General features: G+C 36.6%; 20 protein-coding genes. 2 read left to right on the plus strand and 18 right to left on the minus strand.

What is annotated here, in order from left to right; translation table 11 throughout:
* Position 1 precedes the first annotated feature (1 nt).
* Entirely contained in the window at positions 2-604 is a 603-nt protein-coding gene (recU, locus tag CKJ95_RS01515; protein ID WP_099351652.1) for a Holliday junction resolvase RecU, read from the plus strand.
* A 77-nt stretch (positions 605-681) separates the two neighbouring features.
* Positions 682-3,219, plus strand: coding sequence for a PBP1A family penicillin-binding protein (locus tag CKJ95_RS01520; protein ID WP_257215696.1), 2,538 nt, complete (start codon positions 682-684; stop codon positions 3,217-3,219).
* A 28-nt stretch (positions 3,220-3,247) separates the two neighbouring features.
* Here the strand turns inward: CKJ95_RS01520 and CKJ95_RS01525 are convergent, their stop codons facing one another.
* From CKJ95_RS01525 to CKJ95_RS01610, 18 genes are all read right to left on the minus strand, one after another.
* Complete coding sequence (locus tag CKJ95_RS01525; protein ID WP_099351653.1) at positions 3,248-3,601, minus strand: YpoC family protein; 354 nt, start codon at positions 3,599-3,601, stop codon at positions 3,248-3,250.
* Positions 3,594-4,253 carry an endonuclease III gene (nth, locus tag CKJ95_RS01530; RefSeq protein WP_099351654.1) on the minus strand — a complete coding sequence of 220 codons (660 nt, stop codon included), beginning with the start codon at positions 4,251-4,253 and terminating at the stop codon, positions 3,594-3,596. The genes CKJ95_RS01525 and nth overlap by 8 nt, the downstream gene beginning before the upstream one ends.
* Before the next feature lie 23 nt (positions 4,254-4,276).
* The gene (locus tag CKJ95_RS01535; RefSeq protein WP_099351655.1) at positions 4,277-4,987 is read right to left on the minus strand and encodes a DnaD domain-containing protein; all 711 of its coding nucleotides are present in this window, start codon (positions 4,985-4,987) and stop codon (positions 4,277-4,279) included.
* A 131-nt stretch (positions 4,988-5,118) separates the two neighbouring features.
* Positions 5,119-6,411: an asparagine--tRNA ligase gene (asnS, locus tag CKJ95_RS01540; protein WP_099351656.1), complete on the minus strand. Its 1,293-nt coding sequence runs from the start codon at positions 6,409-6,411 to the stop codon at positions 5,119-5,121.
* Between the two features lie 168 nt (positions 6,412-6,579).
* Entirely contained in the window at positions 6,580-7,761 is a 1,182-nt protein-coding gene (locus CKJ95_RS01545) for a pyridoxal phosphate-dependent aminotransferase (RefSeq protein WP_099351657.1), read from the minus strand.
* A gap of 17 nt (positions 7,762-7,778) precedes the next feature.
* Positions 7,779-8,252: a cell wall elongation regulator TseB-like domain-containing protein gene (locus tag CKJ95_RS01550; RefSeq protein ID WP_099351658.1), complete on the minus strand. Its 474-nt coding sequence runs from the start codon at positions 8,250-8,252 to the stop codon at positions 7,779-7,781.
* A gap of 14 nt (positions 8,253-8,266) precedes the next feature.
* Positions 8,267-8,437, minus strand: a complete 171-nt coding sequence (locus CKJ95_RS01555; protein ID WP_099351659.1) for a YpmA family protein — start codon at positions 8,435-8,437, stop codon at positions 8,267-8,269.
* 252 nt (positions 8,438-8,689) lie between these two features.
* Positions 8,690-9,538: a ComEC/Rec2 family competence protein gene (locus CKJ95_RS01560; RefSeq protein ID WP_099351660.1), complete on the minus strand. Its 849-nt coding sequence runs from the start codon at positions 9,536-9,538 to the stop codon at positions 8,690-8,692.
* 25 nt (positions 9,539-9,563) lie between these two features.
* On the minus strand, positions 9,564-12,332 hold the full coding sequence (gene dinG / locus CKJ95_RS01565; RefSeq protein ID WP_099351661.1) for an ATP-dependent DNA helicase DinG: 2,769 nt from the start codon (positions 12,330-12,332) through the stop codon (positions 9,564-9,566).
* 62 nt (positions 12,333-12,394) lie between these two features.
* A complete protein-coding gene (gene panD / locus CKJ95_RS01570; protein WP_099351662.1) occupies positions 12,395-12,778 on the minus strand; it encodes an aspartate 1-decarboxylase in 384 nt (127 codons plus the stop codon).
* A 16-nt stretch (positions 12,779-12,794) separates the two neighbouring features.
* Positions 12,795-13,652: a pantoate--beta-alanine ligase gene (gene panC / locus CKJ95_RS01575; protein ID WP_099351663.1), complete on the minus strand. Its 858-nt coding sequence runs from the start codon at positions 13,650-13,652 to the stop codon at positions 12,795-12,797.
* Positions 13,653-13,654: 2 nt separating this feature from the next.
* Positions 13,655-14,488: a 3-methyl-2-oxobutanoate hydroxymethyltransferase gene (gene panB / locus CKJ95_RS01580; protein WP_099351664.1), complete on the minus strand. Its 834-nt coding sequence runs from the start codon at positions 14,486-14,488 to the stop codon at positions 13,655-13,657.
* Positions 14,489-14,798: 310 nt separating this feature from the next.
* The gene (locus CKJ95_RS01585; RefSeq protein WP_373604819.1) at positions 14,799-15,785 is read right to left on the minus strand and encodes a biotin--[acetyl-CoA-carboxylase] ligase; all 987 of its coding nucleotides are present in this window, start codon (positions 15,783-15,785) and stop codon (positions 14,799-14,801) included.
* Complete coding sequence (locus CKJ95_RS01590; protein WP_099351666.1) at positions 15,770-16,954, minus strand: CCA tRNA nucleotidyltransferase; 1,185 nt, start codon at positions 16,952-16,954, stop codon at positions 15,770-15,772. Before CKJ95_RS01590 ends, CKJ95_RS01585 begins: the two co-directional genes overlap by 16 nt.
* Positions 16,955-16,969: 15 nt before the next feature.
* Positions 16,970-18,103 carry an N-acetyl-alpha-D-glucosaminyl L-malate synthase BshA gene (gene bshA, locus CKJ95_RS01595; RefSeq protein WP_099351667.1) on the minus strand — a complete coding sequence of 378 codons (1,134 nt, stop codon included), beginning with the start codon at positions 18,101-18,103 and terminating at the stop codon, positions 16,970-16,972.
* A gap of 49 nt (positions 18,104-18,152) precedes the next feature.
* Positions 18,153-18,572, minus strand: a complete 420-nt coding sequence (gene mgsA / locus CKJ95_RS01600; RefSeq protein WP_099351668.1) for a methylglyoxal synthase — start codon at positions 18,570-18,572, stop codon at positions 18,153-18,155.
* A 14-nt stretch (positions 18,573-18,586) separates the two neighbouring features.
* Complete coding sequence (gene dapB, locus CKJ95_RS01605; RefSeq protein WP_099351669.1) at positions 18,587-19,387, minus strand: 4-hydroxy-tetrahydrodipicolinate reductase; 801 nt, start codon at positions 19,385-19,387, stop codon at positions 18,587-18,589.
* A gap of 13 nt (positions 19,388-19,400) precedes the next feature.
* Positions 19,401-19,736, minus strand: coding sequence for a nucleotide pyrophosphohydrolase (locus CKJ95_RS01610; protein WP_099351670.1), 336 nt, complete (start codon positions 19,734-19,736; stop codon positions 19,401-19,403).
* Positions 19,737-19,774: the final 38 nt, after the last annotated feature.

Here is a 19,774-nt window from a genome sequence, read left to right on the forward strand (position 1 = left end):
TATGGAGTTTCGTTATCCAAATGGGAAAGTATATAAGCCCCAACAGGTAAAAAACAAACCACATCTCAAGCAAAAAATATATGGGAATCGTGGGATGACGCTAGAAGAAGATCTCAACGAAACAAATCAATTTTATTTGGAACAGGAAATTGCAGTCATTCATAAAAAACCAACACCTGTGCAAATCGTAAATGTCGATTATCCGAAAAGAAGTGCAGCAGTAATAAAGGAAGCTTATTTTAAGCAAGCATCAACCACGGACTATAATGGTATTTACAAAGGCCGTTATATTGATTTCGAAGCGAAGGAAACGAAAAATAAAACTTCTTTTCCGCTTCAAAACTTTCACGAGCACCAAATAAAGCATATGTCTGATTGTGTAAAGCAAAATGGGATTTGCTTTGTAATTCTTCGTTTTACAACATTAGATGAAATGTATTTCCTTGAAGCTAAACACTTATTAACCTTCTGGAATCGAAAAATGGCTGATGGAAGAAAATCAATTACAAAAAAAGAAGTAGAAACCTACGGACATCCATTATCTATTGGATTTAGGCCAAGAATTGATTATATTAAAGTTATTAATCAACTTTATTTTGAATAGTAAAAAGCTAAAAATGAAACATTTTGTTATTCAAAAACGTCAATAGGTATGAATGCATTTGAAAGGCAGGAAACTGTATGTCTGAAAAATATAAAACACGTGAAGAACGTCGACATGCGAATCAAAAGAAAAAGAAACCAAAAAAAGCAAAAGCAAAAGGTTCATTATTTAAACGAATCATACTCATTGTCCTACTAATTGGAATAATAGGGATGGTAGCAGGGGCTACTACATTCTTCGTAATGGCAAGTGGAGCCCCACCATTAGATGAATCCTTACTAAAGGATCCACTATCGTCAAAAGTTTATGATATGGATGGTAATAAAATTTATGAATTTGGGGCAGAAAAACGGACCTACGTCCCTCTTGATCAAATACCTGAGGATTTAAAGAATGCGGTAATAGCTGTTGAGGATGCTCGTTTCTATGAGCACCATGGCTTAGATGTGATTCGTCTTGGTGGCGCCGTTGTCGCAAATATTACTGATGGATTTGGTTCTGAAGGAGCGAGTACCATTTCACAGCAGGTAATAAAGAATTCCTTCTTCGAAGAAGGGCAAAAAAAGCTTACGAGAAAATCACAGGAATTATGGCTTGCATTTCAATTAGAACGTAAATATTCAAAAGATGAAATTCTTGAAATGTACCTTAACAAAATCTACTACGGGGTCGGTAACACATATGGCGTGTCCAAGGCTGCCGAAATATATTTTAATAAGTCACTTGACGAACTTGAACTTCATGAATCTGCTTTTATTGCTGGATTAGGGCAAAATCCAGGGATTTATAACCCTTTTGTTCATCCAGAAGCAGCAGAAAAGCGTCGTAATATTGTACTAAACCTAATGGTTAGGCATGAATTTATTTCGAAAGAAGAAGCAGAAGCTGCTAAAAAGGTGCCGATTGAATCGTCTATAGTAGAATCAAAGCAACAATCATCACCAATAGATTCTTTCATGGACCAAGTAAAACTCGAGCTTAAAGAATATGATGATATCGATGTTTATAATGCAGGTGTGAAAATTTATACAACCTTTGACCCTAAAGCACAAGCACACGTCGATTCATTATTAGCAAATGAAAATACTGATGTCCAATTTCCAAATGACGAGTTCCAAGCTGGAATTGCGGTAGTGGATACGAAAACAGGCGAAATTAGAGCATTAGGTGGCGGAAGAAACCAGGCTCAAAATAACCGAAGAAACTTTGCGCTTGAATCCGAAAACCAACCTGGTTCAACGATTAAACCTATATTAGACTATGGCCCTGCTATTGAATATTTAAAATGGTCAACCTACCATCAAATTAAAGATGAACCATACACTTACTCAGATGGTGTTCCTATTAATAACTTTGATCGAAAACATATGGGACAAATAACTGCAAGAGTTGCATTAGCCCACTCAAGAAATATTCCAGCACTTAAGGCATTCCAAGAAGTTGGCGTAACAAAAGCAACTGAATTTGCTGAAAATCTTGGAATTACTTTCGATGAAAGAATTAATGAACCATATTCAATTGGTGGGACGTTAACGGGTATCTCTCCTCTTGAAATGGCTGGAGCCTATGCGGCATTCGGAAACCAAGGGAACTTTATTAAACCACATGCGGTTAACAAAATTGTCTTTCCGGACGGAAGAGAAGTAACTCTTGCTCCCGAGCCTGAAGAAGCAATGTCGGAAGCAACAGCATTTATGATTACAGACATGCTAAAATCTGTAATGGATTTTGGATCTGGTAGAAAATATGATGTTTCCGGTTTACAAATTGCTGGAAAAACAGGAACAACAAACTATTCAGCAGAGGATATGAAAAAATATAATATTTCTTCTGGTGTACCAGATGTATGGTTCAGTGGCTACACCCCAAGCCATACTGTCGCAATTTGGACGGGTTATAAAAATAATCGAGAGCCTATTAAGCCTGCTGAACAGAACCTAGCATTAAAATTATTTAGAAACATCATTACTAATCTTTCTGAAGGAAAAGAAGCAGAGGATTTTGTAATGCCTAAATCAGTTGTTAAGGTCGGTGTGGAAAAAGGATCAAATCCTGCAAAACTTCCAAGTGATTATACGCCAAAAGACCAAATTGTTTATGAATATTTCATAAAAGGTACAGAACCAACTCAAGTGTCTGATAAATATGACAAACTTAACCCACCATCAAACCTTGATGTGCAATATGACCAAGTGACAAATCAAATCAATCTATCTTGGGCATATACTGAAGGTGAGCTTGAGGGTAATAGCTTTGAGATTGGTGTATCAATTGATGAAGGGCCCGCTAAGGTTCTTACAACAACTAAGGAATTAACCTATACAATTCCTGATGCTATTCCTGGAGCTATCTACAAATTTACAGTTACAGTTGTAAATGATGATAACCCTGAGAAACGCAGTGATCCTGCATCAAACACAATAAATGTTCCGGAACCACAGGAAGAAGAAATTGAAATTCCACTCCCTCCTGTAACTCCACCAGGTCATGAAAACGGTGGAAACGATGGTGATAATGGTGGCGATGGCGAAGGTAATGGCAACGGTGAAGGCGAAGGTGCTGGTGAAGGCGCGATCTTCCCTCCTCTCCCACCTGGTAATGAAGACCGTGAATAAGTATAAAAAATAACGCACAAATTGTGCGTTATTTTTTTTGTGTTCTAATTTTCATGATTGCATGAAGTTTTAGAAGTTCATGATAAAGTTCGTTTAATTGTACAAATGAATGGTATTGATGAGGCTTTTTCAAGATAAAAGAAATCCGCTCCTCAAAATTAATCGGCTTATAATTGAATTCCTGAGGGTTTTCAAGTATGGTTTCTGCACTTGAAAATTGCTTTTCATTTATTAAACATAAAAAAGTTAAAAAATCATCTATTGCTTCTTTCATCGGCTCAACAACTGCTACTTTTTCTCTATTTCGATAGCAGCGAGTTAGATGTTCTTTTCTTATATCCCAATTTTCAATAATATCAGATATACCCTTTTCATTATCCAACCTTTTCTTTCCCCTTCATTCGCTTTTTACCTTCCCTACAAACCTCTAAAAGCGGACATATTTCACATTGAGGATTTTGAGCCTTGCAATGGTATCTTCCGAAAAAAATCATCCGATGATGGGTCACAGACCATTCTTCTCTAGGAACCTTTTTCATTAATGTTTTTTCAACTTCTAATACAGAGTCTTTCCATCTGCAAAATCCTAGTCGCTTACTTACTCTTTCTACATGAGTATCAACCGCAATTGCCGGAATATCAAAGGCTACAGAGACAACAACATTAGCCGTTTTTCGACCTACTCCAGGTAATTTTGTTAATTCATCACGGTCTTGTGGAAGGATGCCTCCATATTCTTCAATTAACATTTGGCATAGTTTACGAATGTTTTTTGCTTTGTTTCGAAAAAGACCAATGGAACGAATATCATTTTGAAGCTCCTCAAGAGAAACTGCTAAGTAATCCTCTGGTGTTTTATATTTTTCAAAAAGAGAAGCTGTTACTTTATTCACCAATGCATCTGTACATTGAGCAGATAATGAAACAGCAATCACCAGTTCAAACGGATTCTTATGATTCAGCTCACAATGAGCCTCCGGGAACATCTCTCCCATTGTGTCTAGACAAAATTGAATTTGTTGTTTGTTTAGCATTTTTTATCACCTGTTTTTTATCTTTAGCTCTCTAACCAATTATAAAAAGGGATTGTCCGTTTGTAATTTCCCTGCTGAGGTTGCTCAGATTGTTTTTGTTTATGTTGGTGTTGGCGGAACTTTTGAGAATGGTTCTGAGCTTGTGCAATTGTACGGATACCATTCTTTTTCCATTCAAAGAGGATGCGATCAATATATCGGAAATTGAGCTTTCCTGACATAACTGCTTCTCGTAAGGCGGCTTTTATAATGGAAGGATCATGATGGTCTTGATCTAGCCACATCGCTAAGGATTCACATTCAAATGGTGAGAGTGGTCGTCCGAATTCTTGTTCAAAAATACTATATAAATCCTTTTCGTGTTGTTGTTCGATTTCTTTCTCTTCATGTATATTTTGTTGAACAAGATATTGGAGCATTTTCTCCCATAATGGTCGTAAAGAGTATTTTTCGTAGATGATACGATTTTCATCATTTCCTTCATTTATTTCTAAATAACCACGTTGAATGAGCTGACGTAGAATTTCCATACATTTTTCTTCTGTGATTGTCATGCGATTTGAGATTTCAATTGGTGTAGGAAAGAAATTTCCACCATCCATAAAAGTTAAGATATGGAATAGGACCATCATTTCCTCTTCATTAAGCTGTAGATGTCGATACGAGGACATTAACATTTTCGGAATTGAAATACTGCCTTGTTCGAATAAATCAACTAATTTATCCATTTTCATGTATAAACACCTCTTCATACCTAGTATAACATGAGATTACGGTTAGCAATAAGAAAGAAATATTTGGCTTCGAATTGTTGAAAAAATAAAAAAGAAACCTTCTCCTTCAAGAAGGTCTCTACTATTGTTAATTATGGATATAGTCGGTTTAATAAGCGTGGGAATGGTATTGTTTCACGTACATGCTCAACACCACTAATCCATGCTACAGTTCGCTCTAAGCCTAATCCGAAGCCTGAGTGTGGTACTGAACCATATTTACGTAATTCAAGATACCATTGGTACGCATCACTTGTTAATCCATGTTTTTCAAGCTGTTGTTTCATAAGATCATAATCGTGAATTCTCTCTGATCCACCAATGATTTCACCATAGCCTTCAGGAGCAATTAAGTCCGCACATAACACCACATCATCACGATCAGGTGCTGGCTGCATGTAAAAAGGTTTAATTCCCTTTGGATAATTTGTAATGAATACTGGTTTTTCATAACTTTCAGCAATTGCTGTTTCATGTGGCGCACCAAAGTCATCGCCCCACTGTATGTCATTAAAACCTTTTTCATGTAAAAATTCAATCGCCTCATCATAAGAGATACGTGGAAATGGTGCTTGTATTTTTTCAAGCTTCGATACATCACGACCTAATGTTTGTAGCTCTAATTGACAATTTTTCAAGACAGACTGAACAATATGTGCAACATATTCTTCTTGTACTTTTAGGCTATCTTCATGTTCATAGAAGGCCATTTCTGGCTCAATCATCCAGAATTCGATTAAATGGCGTCGTGTCTTCGATTTTTCCGCACGGAATGTCGGGCCGAAGGAGAATACTTTACCTAGAGCCATCGCTGCAGCTTCCATATATAATTGTCCACTTTGTGATAAATATGCATCTTCATCAAAGTATTTTGTTTGGAAGAGTTCAGTTGTGCCTTCAGGTGCACTTCCAGTTAGTATCGGTGGATCAACCTTTGTGAATCCATTGTCATTGAAAAATTCGTAAGTTGCACGAATAATTTCATTACGGATTTTCATGACAGCATGCTGTCTCTTTGAACGAAGCCACAAGTGACGATTATCCATTAAGAATTCTGTTCCGTGTTCCTTTGGGGTAATTGGGTAATCGACTGCTTCATGTATAACTTGAATATTTGTAACCGTTAGTTCATAACCAAAAGGTGACCTTTCATCTTCCCTAACAACACCAGTTACATATAAGGATGTTTCTTGTGTAATTGATTTCGCTGCTTTGAAAACGTCCTCATCCACTTCCGCCTTCACAACGACACCTTGTATGAAGCCTGTCCCATCACGAAGTTGTAAGAAGGCAATCTTACCACTTGAGCGTTTATTCGCTAACCAAGTACCGATTGTAACCTCTTCTCCAACAAATTTATTAACTTCAGAAATAGTTGTTTTCACAATTTTCCCTCCAAAAATCAATCAAATGCGCATTGGCGTATTAGCGCCACTTATGTATAAATACCTACTTTATTATACATTTCTTGTCATAATGAAGCAAGAAATACCATGGGGATGGTTCATGAGTGAATAAAACCCAATTGAACCATCCCCATATAAATCCCTTAATTACATTTTTTCCTCAACAAATTTACGAATACGATCAATCGCCTCTTCAAGCTGTACTAACGATGTAGCATAAGATAAACGAATGTTGTTTGGTGCACCAAATCCTGATCCAGGTACAACAGCAACAAGTGCTTCTTCTAATAGAGCCTTAGCAAAATCATCTACATTATCATATCCTGTCAATTCCGCACATTTTTTAGCGTTTGGGAAAAGATAAAATGCGCCCTGTGGCTTTTTGCATGAAATACCAGGAATGCTTACTAATTTATCATAAATAACATCTAACCTTTGTTCAAACGCCTGTCTCATTGTTTCAACAGGTTCTTGTGGCCCTTCATAAGCAGCAATTGATGCATATTGTGCAATTGATGTTGGATTAGATACGCTATGGCTTGAGAGGTCTGTCATACTTTTAATGATATCAACAGGACCCGCCGCATAACCAATTCTCCAACCTGTCATTGAATGTGATTTTGAAAGTCCATTGATAAGCACGGTTTTTGCTTTCACTTCTTCACTTACCTGAGCTATTGAATAGTGAGTAGCACCAAAATACACAAGTTTTTCATATATTTCATCAGAAACAATCAAAATATTATGCTTCACACATAATTCACCAATTGCTTTTAATTCTTCTTCTGAATAAAGCATACCAGTTGGGTTACTTGGTGAATTTAATACTAAAGCAACTGTTTTATTTGTAATGGCTGCTTCCAGCTGTTCTACTGTAACTTTAAAATTATTTTCTTCTTTTCCTTCAACATACACTGGAACACCTTCTGCAAGCTTTACTTGCTCAGGATAGCTAACCCAGTAAGGAGTTGGAATAATAACTTCATCATCTTTATTTAAGAGCACTTGGAATAAAGCATATAATACAAACTTTGCACCCGTTCCAACAATCACTTCATTTGGCTTATATTCTAATTGTTGGTCTTTTAGAAGCTTATTACAAATCGCTTGTTTTAAAGAAGGTAATCCGGCAGAAGGTGTGTATTTTGTATGCCCCTCTTTCATTGCTTTTATTGCAGCCTCGATTATATGATCAGGTGTATTAAAATCCGGTTCACCTGCACCAAGTCCTATCACATCATGCCCCGCTGCCTTCAATTCTTTTGCTTTTGCGGTAATGGCAAGTGTAGATGAAGGTGTTAATGCTGCTACTCTGTTTGCTAATTTCATGGTTTTCCCCCCACGTATTATGGTTTGATTGAATTGCGGTATTTGCCAGTTTCAAAATATAATTTATGGTAGGTTAATCGATTATCGCTACCTATATAAATAATTTCCCAAATTGGGATATTATCTTCGATCCCAAGTTTGACGGAACGAATTTCTTGTGGATCCCGTTCCCTTTTTAGTATAGCAATTGCTTCTTTTTCTGTGATTCCATCACGTTCAAAGCGCGTTACTATTTCACCATTTTTTTCTGGAATCCAAGCCATCATTTTTTCACCTTTATCACTTTTACCAATAACGACTTGATACGCTTTCGTTCCAAAATATGTATAACTTTCTTCAATTGTTTCAATTGCTGTCTTCTCGAGCGCAATTTCATTTCCTTTTGATTGAGCAATATTAAACGGCTCTAATGCCGACTGATAAATGCTGATTCCTGTCCAAATTATTATAATAAGGAGAAGGACGAGTATCCAAATAATCCATTTTTTCATTTTAATCAACTTCTTTACGTACGATAAATTGTAAAAACTGCTTTATTTTCATCATCTTTATCGAGTGCCAATCCAAACATAAGATCTTCATGCTTTAAACTTCGATTTAACACATCAACAATTTTATATAAATCAGGAGTATTTTGAATCTTAACAGTCGATAGAACTTCTATCTTACTTTCCAAGCAAGAGCTCTCCCTTCATTCATCACAAATTTTACTACTCATACGATATCTCACTAACGGCAACAATAGAAGTACTACAACATTACAGTTGAAGTTGTCTACACTAAGTTGCCTTACATCATTATAACAGGTGTATTACCATTCACAATATAATTTTTTCAGTTCGGGTTAAATCCAAACTGAAAAAATAGCCTAAAAAATTAACTCCTAATCCCATGCCTTTACCTGTCTTTTGACAGGTCTTTTTTATTCTTAGTCACCCTTTGGTTGGTCACTTTTTAACGATATTGGAAAGACTTCATAATCGGTCAGTGAACATTTGATGGTGACACTGCCAAACTGTTTTGTATAGTAAATGTCAATCCAACTACTATTTAGTCTTTCTAACACGTCTGAACTAGGAAGTGATCCTTTTTTATGGAATATAATCGCCATTTGGGGATTTACATGATTCACAAATTTTTCTCCTGAACCCTTTTCATTCCCAAATTCTGCGACCTTTAGAATATTTGTTATGGGCAGCTCTTTATTTGAAAGCATTTGATGCTCTAACTTTGAATTAGCACTGGTCATAAAAAGAATCTGATGGTTACCAAATCTCAATAATACATCCATGCCTAGAGACTTTTCATTATCATGTTCTTCATGAATGACTTCTGCAGCTAATAAAGAGCTTAATTGATAGGTCTTTTGATTTTCCCACTTAACGATTTTGATATGGGGATATTCCTGTTTATTATGTGCCCCTTGAATGATTTGTACATCTGAGAATTGCTGTAATAGCCAGTCTCTATTTGAAGTATATAATGTATCTTGTTTTGTAATAATAATGCCTTTTAATTGTTTCACTTCATAGACTTCAAGGTACTCCTTTAGCTCCTTTTGCGTTCCGTTCCCACCGGTATTCACTAGGTAAAACTCCCCATTTGGTAAATGGATCAAACTTGCTTCACCATTTGATAGGTCCAAAAATGTAATCGCAATCTCATCCTCGGATAATTTAACATTTATTTTCTCTATATTAGTCCGCACATTTTCACTTGTCCAGTCTGAATTAAGTAATGTTAAAAAAAGTAATAAGATCAGATTTAAATGCTTCACAAATCAGCCTCCAGAATAAGAAAATCTATAGCCATTTTTCAACATGTTCTAATAACTCATTAAGAGGTTTTTGAATAAATTTCATCTGTGGAATAGATGAAATGAACTTCTTTCCATACCATGTTGTTACAATTCGACGATCTAAAATAAAGATTACCCCTTTATCTTTTTCTGACCGTATTAACCTACCAATGCCTTGTTTAAATCGAAGAATCGCTTCAGGTAAAGAAAGGTCCCTAAAGGAATCTCCGCCCTTTCTTTCAATTTCATTTGAACGTACAGCGAAAATTGGATCGTTTGGAGGAGTAAACGGCAACCTGACGATAACAAGTGCGGTTAAATCTTCGCCTGGGATATCTACCCCCTCCCAAAAGCTGCTCGTACCTAAAAGAATTGACTTATCAAACGCTTGAAAATTCTTTGTTAATTTTGCCCGACTACCCCCACTTATACTCTGAGCAATTAACACAAATTCTTCAAGTTGCTGCATACTTTTTAAATTCATATATGTTTTCTGCAACATTTCATAAGAAGTGAAAAGAACAAGCATACGTCCATTCGTTTTTTTGGCAATTTCAGCAATATGAACAGAAATCGAATCAACAAATTCATCCTGTGATACAGAATTGATTAGTGGAACATTTGACGGTACCATCATTGCTGCTTGACGTTCATAATCAAATGGTGATGGTATTGACAATGTAATTGGTTGAAAATCTGACAAGCCCAGTTTCTTAACCATATAAAAAAATGAATCATCTATCGTTAATGTTGCAGAAGTCATAATCACACTTTTCTTAAAAGTAAAAAAGTGATCAGCTAAATAATCAGAAACATCTGTAGGCTCCACAAATAATGTTGCTGAATTTACAGGCCCTTTTGGATCGATTTCAATCCAAACCATTTGATTTTCCAACACACTATAAAAACTCTCGATGATAGCACATTTTTCAAATAACAAATTGAAACTTAATACATAATCATTAAATAGGCCAAATTGCAAAGGTGTTAGCAATGATTTATTTTGTATAATAAACTCGTTCTGATATTGAACCATTGTAGTAAGCTCTTTTTTTGAAATACTGAGCTTTGTCAGTTGTTCAATCGCTTCTTGCCAATGATCACCTGTTTCATTTATTGGATCTACTACATATTGAATCCGATTGGTTTGGTTATCATATGATTGTTTTGATAATGCATGACTCCGTATCATCCGGAAAAATTCATTAACAGATGCCCTCATGTCCTTTAAGAGTTGGTTCACACGTACAAATGAATCTGAATTGTATCCAATCCGCTCCATTACTTTTGATGATTTCCTAAGTAAATCATTTGTTTCGAGTAGACCAATCCTCGTTAGTACAGAGTGAATCATTAAGTAATGAATATGTAATCCTACCTGCCGCTTCGCCAGAGCTTCAAAATGATGTGCTTCATCCATAATTAAATAGTCATAAGAAGGGAGAATCTCAAAATCACGGCTCAGATCCTGTAATAGTAAAGCATGATTTGTAATCAATATATCCGCTTTTTCTGCAGCTTCCCTTGCTCTTTTATAGAAACTTCTTGACTCCCAAATCGTATCTTCAAATCCAGGATTTTCATATGTGCTTTTCACACGATCCCATAAAAGCTTGCCGCCTGAAGGTAGGTTAATTTCGTCAATGTCTCCTGTCTCTGTCTCAGTTAACCATACTAGTATTTGAGCCTTCGCTAAGACCTCATCATAGTTTTCACTGTTCTCATAAAGAATCTGTTCAAACCTTCTTAAAGAGAGATAATTCCCTCTTCCTTTCAAAAGAGCAACGTCGAAATCAAACGGAAGGATTTCTCGCAATTTCGCGATATCCCGCTCTACTAATTGTTGCTGAAGTTGAAGGGTATTTGTACTGATCATACAACGTCCCTTCTTTTTCGAGATATAGATTGCTGGAAGCAAGTAAGCTAATGATTTCCCAATACCTGTACCCGCTTCGATGATTGCATGTTGGTTTGTTTCAAGCGCATGGTGAATTGTTTGCACCATTTCTAATTGACCCTGTCGAAAAGGATAATCATGTATCACCGAGTGAAAAACCTCAGTATATGTATTACTTTTTGGGTTTGGTTTACCTTTACGCTTCTTCTTTTTACGCAGTGCAAGTCCTCGATAGATATCAAATTTCGATTCACGTTGTGCATGAATGGATTTATCATCTATAATTTCTCGCAAAATTTCACGGATATCGCTTTTAAAATAATTTGAAAGGGTATAAAGCTTTTGAATCGTTACTAAAGGCAGTTGCTCTATTTTACGTACTATTTTCAGGAGGATTTCTGCAGTTACTTCAGCATCACTATCAGCTTGATGTGGATTTTCATGGGTTAATGAAAGAGATTCAGCAAGCTGTCCAAGTTTATAGCTATCTGCCAATGGAAGCATCACTCTTGAAAGTTCAACCGTATCAATAGTAAGACATTGAAAGTTCGTAAAACCGCACTTGGCTAGCTCCTCCTGTAAAAAGGAATAGTCAAAAGGAACATTATGAGCAACAAAATAGGAATCCTTAAACATCGAAATAATTTCGGGTGCCACAATTGAAAAATCAGGAGCATTTGCAACGACTTCATTTGAAATCCCTGTAAATTGTTCGATAAAAACAGGAATGTCTTGTTTCGGGTTTACAAAAGTTGCAAATCTTTCAATGATCTCTCCATCTTCAATAACTACAGCTGCAAACTGAATAATCTTATCACCCTTCTTTGGAGAATTCCCTGTTGTTTCCAAGTCTACAACGACAAAGCGCTTATTCATTTGGTGCCACCTCCTAACACAAACGCCCCCAATGCGGGGGCGTTGTTTTTATCAAGTTTTTCTTATAAAACAGTTGCAGCTGGTTCCTGATAAAGTAACTCTTTAATTTGATTGTCTTCGTTCATGATTGCTACCCTAGGCTTATGTTCTGCCAGTTTTTCTTCAGGTACAATCGCATATGAAATCACAATAATAACATCTCCCTCTTGTACAAGACGAGCAGCAGCTCCATTTAAACAAAAAACACTGCTTCCTCTTTCACCAGGGATAATATATGTTTCAAGTCGAGCCCCATTGTTATTATTAACAATTTGAACTTTTTCATTAGCAACCATTCCGACTGCGTCTAATATATCTTCGTCAATAGTAATACTACCTACATAGTTTAAGTTTGCTTCTGTGACACGTGCTCTGTGTATTTTTGCGTTCATCATTGTACGGAACATGATGCTCCCCCTTGAATCAAAAGATTTCTTTCACATCAAAAGTTATATTATCAATAAGTCTAACTTTTGTAAACTTAACAGCGATCGCAATAATGATTTTACCAGTTAGCTCAGAAAGCTCGTCAAGCGCAGGGTAACTGTATATTTCTACATAATCGATTTCACCAGATGTATGTTTTGTAAGATGGTTCATGATTAGTTCTTCAATTACTCTTGGATTTCGTTGTCCATCCTCTATGGCCGTTTTAGCTATTTGAAGGCCTTCATATAATTTTGGAGCTTCTGCTCTCTCTTTGGCAGTTAAATTAACATTACGAGAGCTTTTTGCTAGCCCATCCTCTTCTCGGACAATTTCGACCGGAACAAGCGTAATTGGGAAATTAAAATCAGTAATTAAACCATCCACCACAGCTACCTGTTGAGCATCCTTTAACCCAAAGTACGCTCGGTCTGGTTGTACAATATTAAATAATTTGATTAATACTGTAGCCACTCCGTCAAAATGTCCATTTCGTTGTCTACCACATAACACATCTATTCTTGATTGAACATTTGCAGTCAGTGACATCTTGGTCGGGTACATGTCTTCGGTTCTTGGGTGAAATAGAATATCAACACCATTGTTTTCTGCGAGTTTGCTATCTCTTTCAAAATCACGTGGATATGAATCAAAATCTTCATTTGGAGCAAATTGAAGCGGGTTTACAAATATACTTACAGCTATTACATCATTTTCGCTTCTTGCCTTATTCATTAATGTTAAATGACCTTCATGAAGATACCCCATTGTTGGTACAAACCCAACCGTTTTTCCTTCTAGCTTTAAAGTCTTGATATGTTGCTGCATTTCCTTAATCGATGTTATAACTTTCATGTTCATTTTCCCCCATAAAGGCTTGCAAGCTCTTCTTCTTTCATTGTGTACGAATGTTTTTCATCAGGGAATGACTTAGCTTTAACCTCAGTAATGTAAGCTTGGATTCCTTGTTTAATCGGTTCATTTACAGAAGCATATTGTTTCACGAATTTCGGAACACGATCGACTCCATAAGAAACCACATCATGGAAAACAAGAACTTGCCCATCTGTACCGTTTCCAGCCCCAATTCCAATAGTCGGAATTGAAATACTATTTGTGACTTCTTCTCCTAATTGTTTCGGAACGCATTCTAATACTAAAGCGATTGCACCTGCTTTTTCTACTTTTTTTGCATCCTCAATGAGCTGTCTAGCACTTTCTGCATCTTTTCCTTGTACCTTATAACCACCTAATACACCAACTGCCTGTGGGGTTAACCCTAAGTGCGCAACTACAGGAATTCCAGCTTCAGTTAAAGCCGAAATCGTATAAATAACATCATTTGATCCTTCTATTTTAACTGCATTTGCACCCGATTCTTGAATAATTCGAGCGGCATTTTTCAAGGCATCTGATCGAGAGACATGATACGACATGAATGGCATATCCGTTACAATATACGTATCCTTTGCACCACGTTTTACGGCCTTCGTATGATGAATCATATCATCTACTGTTACTGGAATAGTAGAATCATAGCCTAATACAACCATACCCAATGAATCACCAACAAGGATCATATCGACCCCTGCTTCTTCTGCAAGCTTTGCAGATGGATAGTCATAAGCTGTTAGCATTACAATTGGCTCTTTCTTCTGCTTCATTTTTAAAAATTCTGTTGTTTGTTTCATCATTTTTCCTCCTTTTGGCTTTTAAAGCTCGCCTTGCTTAAGGCTGTCCTCGAGTCCTTAAAGAGGAGATGAAAAACCGATTCGTGGCGTTTTTTGTAAATTCAGTAAAAAATCCTTCTTTCTAAAAAGAGAAAGAAGGATTAAACATTAATGTGTTCGGTAAATTTCATCCCTCTGTCCCAGTCCAATGGATCAAGGCAGAATATAATTGTAAATGACAATGGTAAAACGTAAGTGACTGGTGTAGTTCCAAAAAGGATACCACCCATTACTTTGAATTATATAAAATATTCAATATTATTTCTACATTTTATTTTTCAGGAACCTCAATATCTGCTGAATAGATATGGTGCAATACCCCAGCTGCATCCTCAAGAAGTAATACACCTTCGTCATTGATACCGATTGCTTTACCTTCAATCGCCCCTGAAAGTGTTCTTGCTACGATTCTCTTGCCAATACTTGTTGCATAGCTTTCCCATAATAACTTCACAACCTTGAAGCCATGTTGTAAATATTCCTTATACAGTTTTTCGATTTTTAATAAGATTACCTGAACAAGCTTCGCGCGATCAATTTTTTCTCCTTTTTCAATTGCAAGTGAGCTTGCAATTGAATGTAAGCTTTCAGGGAAATGGTCCAATTCTTGATTTACATTAATGCCAATTCCAATAATAACTGAATTAATCCGGTCAGTTTCTGCCTGAAGTTCTGTTAGAATACCAACAATCTTTTTTTGATTGATTAAAATGTCATTTGGCCATTTTATATCAGGCTCTAACCCTGTCACTTCTTGAATCGCTTGGACTACACCTACTGCCGCCAAAAGCGTTAATTGCGGAGCTTGTGAAGGTGGAATTTGTGGTCTTAATATCATGCTCATCCAGATTCCTGTATGCTTGGGTGAATACCAGGCCCTGTCTAGTCTTCCACGACCTGTTGTTTGTTCTTCGGCCACTACAAGTGTACCCTCAGCAACACCATCATACGATAGACGGTGTGCTATTTTTTGGGTTGAGGTGAGTGATTCTTCAAAATGAATATTTCTTCCTAGAAATTCGGTTTCAAGACCCAATTGAATTTCGTTGCCGCTAATTTTATCTGGCTTCGTGATGATTCGATAACCAAGTTTTCTAACTGCCTCTAACTCATACCCTTCGTTTCGCAAATCTTCAATATGCTTCCAAACGGCAGTACGTGAGCACCCTAGTTGCTCACTAATTTTTTGACCAGAAATAAATTTTCCGTTAGCATTAGAGAAGACCTCTAACAATCTTTTTCTTATTTCTGATTGCACGATAGAAGCCACTCCTTTATTTTTCCCTTGTTATTTTCCACTTCGTTTTCAAGTATTCCATCTTCAACTTTATAAAAGAGATCTGATACCCATTTTCCTGGTTTTTGATCGAACCAATTTAATAAATCCTCACCCATAATATCTAAGTCTGATCGATGCTTAATGGGCAATTTTTCATATGCTTTATAGGGTGATATTTCTTGTTCACACCCCAGCACACTTAAAATTCTCTCAACTTGTTGGACACAATTAGCTCCACTATCATATAACAGCCGATTGTTCCAACCACTTTGAAAGACATTTTGTATACAAGCTACATTTTTTACAACTTGTTCTATAACTTTATTTGGGAGTTTCCATTGCCTTAAAAAAGAATTGAAATCCTCTTTAGACAACAAATAACAAACAAGTGTCCAGTATTCAGCTCTGTCTTGCAATTGATTCCATTTGTATGTAGGGAAGTTTTCCAACCCTTTTATTTCATTTTCTAATCCTGGTATGTACTTAAATAATTTTGTATCAATTAAGATTGGAAAAGCAGCCTGACAACTCGGCCCCGATAGTAACTTTTCAAATTCGATTGTAATCCGTTCAACTGAGATCTTTTTTAATAAATATGCATTTTCCATGATAGCAGATTGAGTTTTTTCACAAAGCAAAAAGGACAATTGACTTAAAAATCGAACAGCCCTCATCATCCTTAGCGCATCTTCACGAAAACGTTCAGTTGGATTACCGACTGTTTGGATAATTTTCTTTTCAATCGCTTTCCTTCCATCAAAAGGATCGATAATATCTCCATTAATCGTCATCGCAATCGCGTTCATCGTAAAGTCTCTTCTTTTTAAATCTTCATGTAGGGAAGTAACAAACTCCACATGTGATGGTCGACGGTAATCCTCATAACCTTCTTCCGTTCTAAAGGTTGTGACCTCAAATTGTTCACCCTCATGTGAAACGATCACGGTACCATGAACGGCTCCGACATCAATCGTTTTAGGAAATAAATCGATTATTTGCTTCGGTAATGCCGAGGTAGCAATATCGATATCACCAATTGGACGATGAAGGAGATAATCACGAACAGAACCACCAACAAAATAAGCTTCGTAGCCATTATTATGTAATGTTGTAAGAATTGCTTTTGCTTTTACAAAAGATTCATCCATCTTCGTGAGCCCCTATCAACGTTTTTTCGAAAGTATTGAATAATATAAATCCTCATAGTTATTGACAATTCGTTCAGAATTAAATTTCTGTTGAACAGATTTAATTGCCTGATTTGACATCTTTTTATGTAACTCAAAATCGGATAGCAGGTTGATTGCCTTTTTTGCAATATCTTTAATATCACCGAGTTCACAAATATAGCCATCTACACCATCCTCAATGACCTCCGGAATTCCACCAACATTTGTACCGATAGTCGGAACCCCACATGCCATAGCTTCAATGAGAACGAGTCCAAAGCTTTCTTTTTCAGATAATAGTAGCTTTAAGTCACTGATCGAATACAGTTCAGCAAGGTTCTCCTGCTTTCCTAAAAGAAGGACTTTATCATCTAGTCCTAATTCATTAATTAATTTACAGGCAGTTGTTAACTCCGGCCCATCACCAACCAGTAACAGCTTTGATTTAACTTCATTTTGAACGAGGTCAAATGCGCGGATAACATCGAGTACACGTTTTACCTTACGGAAGTTGGAAACGTGGATGATCACTCGATCATCCTTTTCAATCCCATATTGACTTCGCAGATCATTTACATCTCGCTTGTAATAGATTTTCTCATCTACAAAATTATAAATTGTCTTAATCTCTTTTTGGGGTTCGATTAACTCATACGTTTGGTCAACAAGTGATTGTGAAACAGCCGTCACCGCATCAGATTGTTCAATTCCAAAACGAATAAGTTCTGTTAAAGATGGATCATACCCGAGAACTGTAATATCTGTTCCGTGGAGGGTGGTTACAATCTTCACATCACCGCCCACCATTTGCTTTGCTAAAAATGCACATGCAGCATGTGGGATCGCATAGTGCACATGAAGAAGGTCTAGATTTTCCCTCTTTGTGACTTCTGCCATTTTACTAGCTAATGCAAGGTCATAGGGTGGATATTTAAAAACAGAATATTGATTTACCTCCACCTCATGAAAATAAATATTTGAATAAATTTTGTTGAGACGAAATGGAAGACTTGAGGAAATAAAATGAATTTCATGTCCTTTTTCTGCAAGTAGCTTCCCTAACTCTGTTGCTACAATACCTGAACCTCCAACAGATGGGTAACAGGTAATCCCAATTTTAAGTTTCATTACGAATCTCCCACTTCTTCGTCAAATACATGTATGTGTATTTAATAACTTACAATTTATTTCCTTCTTGTCTATCACGGATTATTTCACGCCATGAGAAAAATCCTTGTTCAAGGCCATGAATAAGCACCTCTGCCGTTCCCATGTTTGTTGCTAATGGTACAGCATATACATCGCATAATCTTATAAGTGCTGTTACATCTGGCTCATGTGGCTGTGCAGTAAGTGGGTCTCTAAAAAAGATCACCATATCCATTTGATTATTTGCAATCATGGCACCAATCTCCTGATCGCCACCTAATGGGCCGGATTGGAATCTGTGGATTTTTAACCCAGTAGCTTCAGAAACTCGTGAACCTGTTGTACCTGTAGCAAACAATTCATGATCCTCTAAAATGGATTTATAAGCTGTAGAAAATTGAACAAGATCTGTTTTCTTTTTATCATGAGCAATTAATGCAATTTTCATAGTTATGTATCCCCTTATTCGATAATATTTTCCAATCCATAAACTAGTACATCAAGGTTCATTACAGTGTCAACCGATAATTTAACACCCGACATGAAAGAAGCTCGGTTGAAAGAATCATGGCGAATGGAAAGCATTTGTCCATTTCCACCGAACAGTACTTCTTGATGTGCGACAAGTCCTGGTAAGCGGACACTATGTATACGAATTCCATCATACTCAGCACCTCGAGCACCTTGAATGGTTTCCTTTTCATCAGGGTGTCCTTGTTTCTTTGATTCCCTAACAGTTGTTAAAAGTTCTGCCGTTTTAGCAGCTGTACCAGAAGGAGCATCGAGTTTTTGGTCATGGTGTAGCTCGATAATTTCCACATCCTGAAAATACTTGGCTGCCATTTGTGAAAATTTCATCATTAAAACCGCGCCAACTGCAAAATTTGGAGCAATAATTGCACCCACTTTACGTTCCTCTGCTAGCACTGACAATCTTTCTAATTCATCTTTTGTGAATCCTGTAGTGCCAACGACTGGTCGTACTCCATGTTCAATAGCAATCTCTGTGTGATATTTACCCGTTTCAGGTGTCGTTAGATCAATCAAAACATCGGGATTTGTTTCTTTAAACGCTTCTTTAATATCAGTAAAGATAGGTACGTTAACATTTGAGAATCCATCAATCTCACTTAAAGACATTCCGTTGTTCTTATGGTCGATTACCCCAACTAGAGAAAAATTCTCTGTGTCCTGTACAAGCGCTACCGCTTCTTTTCCCATTCTGCCTCTAGGTCCAGCAATTACGATTTTAATTGTTTCCATTCTTATATCTCCCTTATTCGTTAGTGTCAATTCGAGTCCATCTATCTTTATCTCTTGAATTAAATTTGTTCATAACAGTATTATGTGCGTCTTCAAGGTCAATGTTCAAGGAATTTGCAAGACAAATCAAAACAAATAGCATGTCGCCCGTTTCTTCTGCCATGCTTTTTTCAGTTTCTGTATCTTTTTTTGGTTTTTCACCGTAATAGTGATTAACTTCTCTAGCAAGTTCACCTAATTCTTCTGTCAATCTTGCTAGTAATGCAAGAGGGCTGAAATATCCTTCTTTAAATTGGCTTATGTACGCATCTACTTCTTCTTGTAGCTGTTTCATTGTTTTATCTGCCATCTCTATCACCTCATGAAGTTTCTCTTCTTATGTTAGCT

The organism is Fredinandcohnia onubensis, from assembly GCF_002734285.1.
Lineage (GTDB): Bacteria > Bacillota > Bacilli > Bacillales > Bacillaceae_L > Ferdinandcohnia > Ferdinandcohnia onubensis_A.